The sequence below is a fragment of the Proteus sp. fly-1067 genome, assembly GCF_040139345.1.
Lineage (GTDB): Bacteria > Pseudomonadota > Gammaproteobacteria > Enterobacterales > Enterobacteriaceae > Proteus > Proteus vulgaris_B.
Genome location: NZ_JBEEUL010000005.1, coordinates 250,806 through 257,600, shown reverse-complemented (window position 1 = coordinate 257,600; position 6,795 = coordinate 250,806). Strand labels below are relative to the sequence as shown.

9 protein-coding genes and 1 pseudogene are annotated in these 6,795 nt (G+C 40.4%); 2 read left to right on the top strand and 8 right to left on the bottom strand.

Annotation, left to right across the window (positions count from 1 at the left end):
- From ABN217_RS09935 to ABN217_RS09900, 8 genes and pseudogenes are all read right to left on the bottom strand, one after another.
- Positions 1-78, bottom strand: a pseudogene (locus ABN217_RS09935) (GTP-binding protein); the annotation flags it as partial.
- A gap of 68 nt (positions 79-146) precedes the next feature.
- Entirely contained in the window at positions 147-2,261 is a 2,115-nt protein-coding gene (gene fusA, locus ABN217_RS09930; protein WP_196554346.1) for an elongation factor G, read from the bottom strand.
- Positions 2,262-2,343: 82 nt separating this feature from the next.
- Positions 2,344-2,814: a 30S ribosomal protein S7 gene (gene rpsG / locus ABN217_RS09925; RefSeq protein ID WP_004246897.1), complete on the bottom strand. Its 471-nt coding sequence runs from the start codon at positions 2,812-2,814 to the stop codon at positions 2,344-2,346.
- A gap of 99 nt (positions 2,815-2,913) precedes the next feature.
- Positions 2,914-3,288, bottom strand: a complete 375-nt coding sequence (gene rpsL, locus ABN217_RS09920; RefSeq protein WP_004236497.1) for a 30S ribosomal protein S12 — start codon at positions 3,286-3,288, stop codon at positions 2,914-2,916.
- 127 nt (positions 3,289-3,415) lie between these two features.
- Positions 3,416-3,709 carry a sulfurtransferase complex subunit TusB gene (tusB, locus tag ABN217_RS09915; RefSeq protein ID WP_196554347.1) on the bottom strand — a complete coding sequence of 98 codons (294 nt, stop codon included), beginning with the start codon at positions 3,707-3,709 and terminating at the stop codon, positions 3,416-3,418.
- 31 nt (positions 3,710-3,740) lie between these two features.
- On the bottom strand, positions 3,741-4,100 hold the full coding sequence (gene tusC, locus ABN217_RS09910; protein WP_196554472.1) for a sulfurtransferase complex subunit TusC: 360 nt from the start codon (positions 4,098-4,100) through the stop codon (positions 3,741-3,743).
- Between the two features lie 8 nt (positions 4,101-4,108).
- On the bottom strand, positions 4,109-4,504 hold the full coding sequence (gene tusD, locus ABN217_RS09905; RefSeq protein ID WP_196554348.1) for a sulfurtransferase complex subunit TusD: 396 nt from the start codon (positions 4,502-4,504) through the stop codon (positions 4,109-4,111).
- A 9-nt stretch (positions 4,505-4,513) separates the two neighbouring features.
- Positions 4,514-5,218: a helix-turn-helix transcriptional regulator gene (locus ABN217_RS09900; RefSeq protein ID WP_023583301.1), complete on the bottom strand. Its 705-nt coding sequence runs from the start codon at positions 5,216-5,218 to the stop codon at positions 4,514-4,516.
- Positions 5,219-5,563: 345 nt separating this feature from the next.
- Between ABN217_RS09900 and ABN217_RS09895 the strand changes: the two genes are divergently transcribed.
- A complete protein-coding gene (locus tag ABN217_RS09895) occupies positions 5,564-5,722 on the top strand; it encodes a hypothetical protein (RefSeq protein WP_196554349.1) in 159 nt (52 codons plus the stop codon).
- A gap of 144 nt (positions 5,723-5,866) precedes the next feature.
- Positions 5,867-6,748 (top strand): DMT family transporter, encoded by an 882-nt coding sequence (locus ABN217_RS09890; protein WP_196554350.1) that lies wholly within the window; start codon positions 5,867-5,869, stop codon positions 6,746-6,748.
- Positions 6,749-6,795: the final 47 nt, after the last annotated feature.

Sequence of the window (6,795 nt, the reverse complement as noted above, 5' to 3'; positions counted from 1 at the left end):
AGTTTTACCGTGGTCAACGTGGCCGATAGTACCAACGTTAACGTGCGGTTTTGAACGTTCAAATTTTTCTTTAGACACGACTATATTCCTTAATATCGCTCCCTCTTATTAGAGGGAGCGTAAACTAAATTGAACTCGAAAGGATCTTATTTCGCTTTACGAGCTTCGATAATAGCCTGAGCGACGTTGCTAGGCGCTTCGTTGTACTTCAAGAACTCCATAGAGTATGAAGCACGACCCTGAGTTTGTGAACGCAGGTCAGTTGCATAACCGAACATTTCAGCCAGTGGTACTTGAGCACGGATGATCTTACCGGTAGGCAGATCGTCCATACCTTCAACCATACCACGACGACGGTTTAAGTCACCGATAACGTCGCCCATGTAATCTTCTGGCGTTTCAATCTCAACTTTCATGACTGGCTCAAGCAGAATTGGCTTAGCTTTCATGAAGCCGTCTTTAAATGCCATTGATGCGGCAATTTTAAACGCGATTTCTGAGGAGTCAACATCATGGTAAGAACCGTAATGTAAACGAGCCTGAATATCCACAACAGGGTAACCTGCTAATGGACCAGATTTCAGCTGTTCTTGAATACCTTTATCAACAGCTGGGATGAATTCTTTAGGAATTACACCACCAACGATATCGTTGATAAATACGTAGTTCTCTTCACCACCTGCTGGTAATGGAGACAGGTCGATAACAACATGACCGTACTGACCACGACCACCAGATTGTTTCGCGTGCTTACCTTCGATATCAGTTACTGTATCACGAATAGTTTCACGGTAAGCAACCTGTGGTTTACCTACGTTCGCTTCAACTTTAAATTCGCGACGCATACGGTCAACTAACACGTCTAAGTGCAGCTCACCCATACCAGCAATGATAGTCTGACCAGTTTCTTCGTCGCTTGATACGCGGAAAGATGGATCTTCTTGAGCCAGACGGTTCAGAGCGATACCCATTTTTTCTTGGTCAGCTTTAGTCTTAGGTTCGATAGCAACAGAGATTACTGGCTCTGGGAATTCCATACGTTCTAAGATGATTGGTGCATCAATTGCACATAAAGTATCACCTGTAGTTACGTCTTTCAGACCGATAGCAGCAGCGATGTCGCCCGCACGAACTTCTTTAATTTCTTCACGCTTGTTAGCATGCATCTGAACAATACGGCCAAAACGTTCTTTTTTGTCTTTAACCGGGTTCAGAACTGTGTCACCTGAGTTTACAACACCAGAGTACACACGGAAGAATGTTAAGTTACCAACAAATGGGTCAGTAGCGATTTTGAATGCCAGAGATGAGAATGGCTCTTCGTCGCTTGAATGACGTTCTGCTGGAGTATCTTTACCGTCTGGTAACATACCATTGATAGCAGGAACATCTGTTGGTGCTGGCAGGTATTCAATTACCGCATCCAGCATTGCCTGAACACCTTTGTTCTTAAATGCAGAACCACAGGTAACCAGGATAATTTCGTTATCTAGAACGCGTTTACGCAGAGCAGCTTTGATTTCTGCTTCTGACAGCTCTTCACCGCCCAGATATTTGTCCATCAGTTCTTCTGATGCTTCAGCAGCTGATTCGACTAGGTTGTTGTGCCATTCTTCAGCTAAATCTTGCAGATTTGCAGGAATGTCTTCGTATTCGAAAGTAACACCTTGGTCTTCTTCATTCCAACGGATTGCTTTCATTTTGATTAAGTCAACAACACCGGTGAAATGTTCTTCAGCGCCTACTGGAATTTGCAGTGGAACTGGGTTTGCTGCCAGACGTGTTTTGATTTGTTCAACAACACGCAGGAAGTTTGCACCCATACGGTCCATTTTGTTAACGAACGCGATACGTGGTACATGATATTTGTTAGCCTGGCGCCATACTGTTTCTGACTGAGGCTGAACACCACCAACTGCACAGTAAACCATAACCGCGCCATCAAGAACACGCATAGAACGTTCTACTTCGATTGTGAAGTCAACGTGTCCTGGGGTGTCGATGATATTTACACGGTGAGGCTCAAACTGTTTAGCCATACCAGACCAGAATGCAGTAGTTGCTGCGGATGTGATAGTAATACCACGTTCCTGCTCCTGCTCCATCCAGTCCATTGTTGCTGAACCTTCGTGAGTTTCACCAATTTTATGGTTTACACCGGTATAAAACAGAATACGTTCACTTGTAGTGGTTTTACCGGCATCGATGTGCGCACTGATACCGATATTACGGTAACGTGCTATGGGGGTTTGACGAGCCATTTTTTCCTCTCTCGTGGGCGTTCAATTCAGGTAAAGGACAGCAGAGCTGTCCTGAAAAGAGTTGCGACAACTACTTCGTGGATTACCAACGGTAGTGTGCGAACGCCTTGTTTGCATCTGCCATACGGTGAACGTCTTCACGTTTCTTAACAGCAGCGCCTTTGTTTTCAGCCGCATCAGATAATTCATTTGCCAGGCGAAGAGCCATGGATTTATCACCGCGTTTACGAGCAGCTTCAACAATCCAACGCATTGCTAATGCATTACGACGAACTGGGCGTACTTCAACTGGAACTTGGTAAGTTGAACCACCAACACGGCGGGATTTAACTTCCACAGTAGGACGTACGTTATCTAATGCGATTTCGAACGCTTCCAGTTCAGTTTTGCCTGAACGCTGAGCCAGGGTCTCAAGCGCATTATATACGATAGATTCTGCAGTAGATTTTTTACCGTCTACCATCAGAATGTTTACAAATTTAGCCAGCAGTTCTGATCCGAACTTAGGATCTGGCAGAATTTTACGTTGACCAATTACACGACGACGTGGCATGGAAATACTCCGTTTAAAATTCAGGGTTGTCCAAAACTCAATGAGTTTATTTTGACATTATTGGTGAAAAAATGTTTGGCCTTACTTAACGGAGAACCATTAAGCCTTTGGCTTCTTCACACCGTACTTAGAACGAGCTTGTTTACGGTCTTTAACACCAGAACAGTCCAGCGCGCCGCGAACAGTGTGGTAACGCACACCTGGTAAGTCTTTAACACGACCACCACGGATTAAGATTACGGAGTGCTCCTGCAAGTTGTGGCCTTCACCACCGATGTAGGAAGAAACTTCGAAACCGTTAGTCAAACGCACACGGCATACTTTACGCAGTGCTGAGTTTGGTTTTTTTGGAGTGGTAGTATATACACGAGTACATACGCCACGTTTTTGCGGGCAAGCTTCCAGAGCTGGAACGTTGCTTTTAACAACTTTCGAGCTACGAGATTTGCGTACCAGCTGATTAATAGTTGCCATTTAAAAAAAGCTCCTGGTTTTTGCTTCGTAAACACGGATTTGAACTCTGTCTTGTCAACAAGACAAAACATGAGGACGCAGAATTTTATTGCTGAAGGGCTCATGTGTCAAGAATTATACAGCAATTCTACGCTCCCCAATGAATTTGTTGGGGGTGTTTTACCGTTAAATCGACAAAATCACCATAACTGATGAGTTTAATATGATGAGATGCTTGATCTTTTAAGCCTCTAGCTAAAACATCATCAATTAATGCGTAAACTGAAATTTGCTGTTGAAGACAATATTTTAATAAAGGATTGCCCTCAAGAACTGCCAATACACCATCTTGTATTAACAAAACATCATCTTCTTTTGTCAATAAAGATAAAAAAGCCTCTAAATCACTTTGATAAATAGAGACGGAATAAGTATACAACATAACCGTTCAACCTTCCTGCCTAAGTTCTGTATCAAAAGCGTAATACCACATCATATTCACTCAATTTTTGAGTAATATCTTGATGTGATATCACTTGTGCATCCAACACAAAAGAAGTTTGAGAGGATAATCCACGATGAGCCATGTCTTGGTGTGATATATAGACGTTTGTTACATCATACAAGGGGAGCACTTTAAAAGTTACCGCATGATGGCGTGATAACACACCTTCAGGTTGTTGATTTTCAACCAATTGAAACACACCATCTGAGATAAAAAAAACACCAATATCTTCTGTTAACGCAGAGGTTGCGAGCAAAGCGTCCAGACCTTCTCGTCCAGCACTATTACCGTGCGGTGCCTGTGTAAAAAGAAATGCGATTGAATTCATTTTTTTCATTAAAATTGCACCACACGCGAACAAGTCAACATCGCTTGAGCAAGTGAACCCAGCCCGCTGAGTTCAAACTCCATTGCCATATTATGATTATCAATTCCTTGCTCTTTTGCCTGTTCCTTATCAATAATTCCTCGGCGTAGCGCAGCTGCAACACAAACATGCAAAGGAATTTGGTGTTTTTTCGCCAATGTTATCCACGCCTTGGGAAGATCAAATTCATCATTTGCGGGTGATACTAACTTATTAGCATTTACCACCCCTTCCCGATAAAAGAAAATTTGCGCAATTTTATGCCCTTTTTCAAGAAGGGCATTGGCGAACAAATAGGCACTTGAAGCTTGTTCAGTTCCATAATGAGGCCCTGTTACCACTAAACAATATGTCAAGGAGCTCATAATGTTGCCCTACTCTCCATTTTTAAACTGGCGAATATAGAGATAAACAGTATGTTTTGAGATATTCAGTCGATCAGCAACTTGATTAATGGCATCTTTAATATCAAAAATACCTTTTTCATAAAGACTTAATACCACTTGTTTATTTTTTGCGTTATTGGCCACTTCACGATCATTATTCACTTCTTCAATTGTGAACTCTAATGTTTGAGCCACTAAATCATCAACAGATGAAGCAAAGTTAACATCAGAAGCAACTTCATGTGTTTCTTCAGGTATAAAAGTTTTGATTATTTCAGAGAATGGAACATCAAGGTTCATATTAATACATAATAAACCGATGACACGACGTTCACGATTACGAATTGCAATCGTGATCGATTTCATCAATGCACCACTTTTCGCTCTAGTAAAATAAGCCTTTGAAAAACTTGAATCTTCATCTGTGATATCATGTAACATTTGTAATGCTAAATCGGTAATTGGAGAACCAATCTTACGACCAGTATGTTCTCCATTCGCGATTTTAACCGCTGAACATTTCAAATCTTCCAGAGAGTGCAATACGATTTCGCAATGGTTGCCGATGAGCATGGCCAAACCATCTACGGCTGCTTCATAGGACTTCAATATTTCGTGATCAGTTTGAGTAAAAGGTCGGCTATCTAGTTTTTCAAACTCGCTGCTGTCACCATTAAATAACGGGCTAGACATTTGATTATATAATCCTTAAAGGCTTTAATTATGATAATGACTTGAGGTTCTATTTTTTATAACGATTCGTCACTGCGAATCAATTTAATATTAAAAAATTTTAAATATAAAAACTGAATTAGGGCACGATTCTGACGTTAGATCGTCAAAAGATCTACGTCAAGTGCCTTAGAATAAGAGCTTTGTCATAGGTCACAGCTTTTTTCGTTTTTCTTTATCTTTTTGTATCAACACCCCTATATTTTTGAAGATTTCACTTTTAAAGAGGGTCTGGATAAAGATTGACACTATTGAATAGATTACCTATATTCCAAATTATTGTTATTTTAACGAGTGATTAATCCCATGAATATACTGATGATATGCCAATCTCAGCAAACTTCATCAATAATGGGGTTAATTTCTGTTGCTTCTATGCCTATTGAAACTCTCTCTTCACCACCTCCACCTGTGAAAGTGGTTGTAGTCAATACAACGGTTATTGTTGCAACTTATATCGCTTGATCTATTTAATCAGCTTAATCGCGTATTTAACCAACAGACTAGATTGATATGTTATTTACGTTTATTTATTGATGCTTTATCAATCGCCAACCATGACTAAAAATAATCAAGCTATCTTACTGCTCAGTTTACAGGTGTATCATCATGTACTTACGTCAATATTGGACAAGATTCGGTCCAACGACATTATTTGTTTTATTATGGAGTAGCGGTGCTATCTTTTCTCGCTGGGGTTTAGATAATGGTAGCTCATTTGCTATTTTGACTTGGCGTTTTATTATCGCTTTGGCGTTTCTTTCTTTTTTGTGTATTCAGCGCCATCGCTTTTTGCCACCGAAAGGAAGCCGCTTAAAAACAGCGTGGGTCGGTCTATTAATTATTGGTGGTTATTCTATTTGTTATCTTTTAGCGCTCGCCAATAGCATTACACCTGGAATGCTAGCCACAATCATGGGCGTACAACCCATTATCACATTATGGATAATTGAACGTAACTTTTCAGCGACGCGACTGCTAGGGCTTTTAATCGCATTGACTGGGTTAGTGTTGGTAGTTGCACAAAGTTTATTTAATACAGCACTTTCATTAACAGGGATGATTTATGCGTTAGTTGCTCTACTTTGTATGAGCTTTGGTGCGATTTCACAAAAAAAATTACAATTAGCACCAATGGATGCTTTGCCTTTGCAATATGTAGTTAGTCTCGTGCTGTGTTTGTTATTTGTGCCATTTCAACCTTTTGATGCTTCATTCGATATTGGCTTTATCATTCCTGTTCTTTGGCTGGCTATTATCATTTCTGTTGTTGCTCAGTTGCTGCTATATCGCTTACTCACAACAGGTAATTTAGTTAATGTGACGAGCTTATTTTATTTAGTACCTGGAGTGACAGCATTAATGGATTACATCTTCTTAGGTAATAAAATGTCTTTACTCAGCTTAGCAGGAATGGGAGCAATCATTGTGGGCTTGCTGTTTGTCTTTAAAAAACCCAAAGCTATTATTGTTGAAGAACAAGTAGATTAATATTATCTATTCGTAAGCTATGTGTATTAATGAGCTTTATAATTAGA

Bases quoted from the DNA above. Each gene is read 5' to 3' on its own strand.
- tusD (WP_196554348.1), bottom strand. From the start codon at position 4,504: ATGAGCTCCTTGACATATTGTTTAGTGGTAACAGGGCCTCATTATGGA.
- ABN217_RS09890 (WP_196554350.1), top strand. From the start codon at position 5,867: ATGTACTTACGTCAATATTGGACAAGATTCGGTCCAACGACATTATTT.
- fusA (WP_196554346.1), bottom strand. From the start codon at position 2,261: ATGGCTCGTCAAACCCCCATAGCACGTTACCGTAATATCGGTATCAGT.
- rpsG (WP_004246897.1), bottom strand. From the start codon at position 2,814: ATGCCACGTCGTCGTGTAATTGGTCAACGTAAAATTCTGCCAGATCCT.
- tusB (WP_196554347.1), bottom strand. From the start codon at position 3,709: ATGTTGTATACTTATTCCGTCTCTATTTATCAAAGTGATTTAGAGGCT.
- tusC (WP_196554472.1), bottom strand. From the start codon at position 4,100: ATGAATTCAATCGCATTTCTTTTTACACAGGCACCGCACGGTAATAGT.
- ABN217_RS09900 (WP_023583301.1), bottom strand. From the start codon at position 5,218: ATGTCTAGCCCGTTATTTAATGGTGACAGCAGCGAGTTTGAAAAACTA.
- ABN217_RS09895 (WP_196554349.1), top strand. From the start codon at position 5,564: ATGAATATACTGATGATATGCCAATCTCAGCAAACTTCATCAATAATG.
- rpsL (WP_004236497.1), bottom strand. From the start codon at position 3,288: ATGGCAACTATTAATCAGCTGGTACGCAAATCTCGTAGCTCGAAAGTT.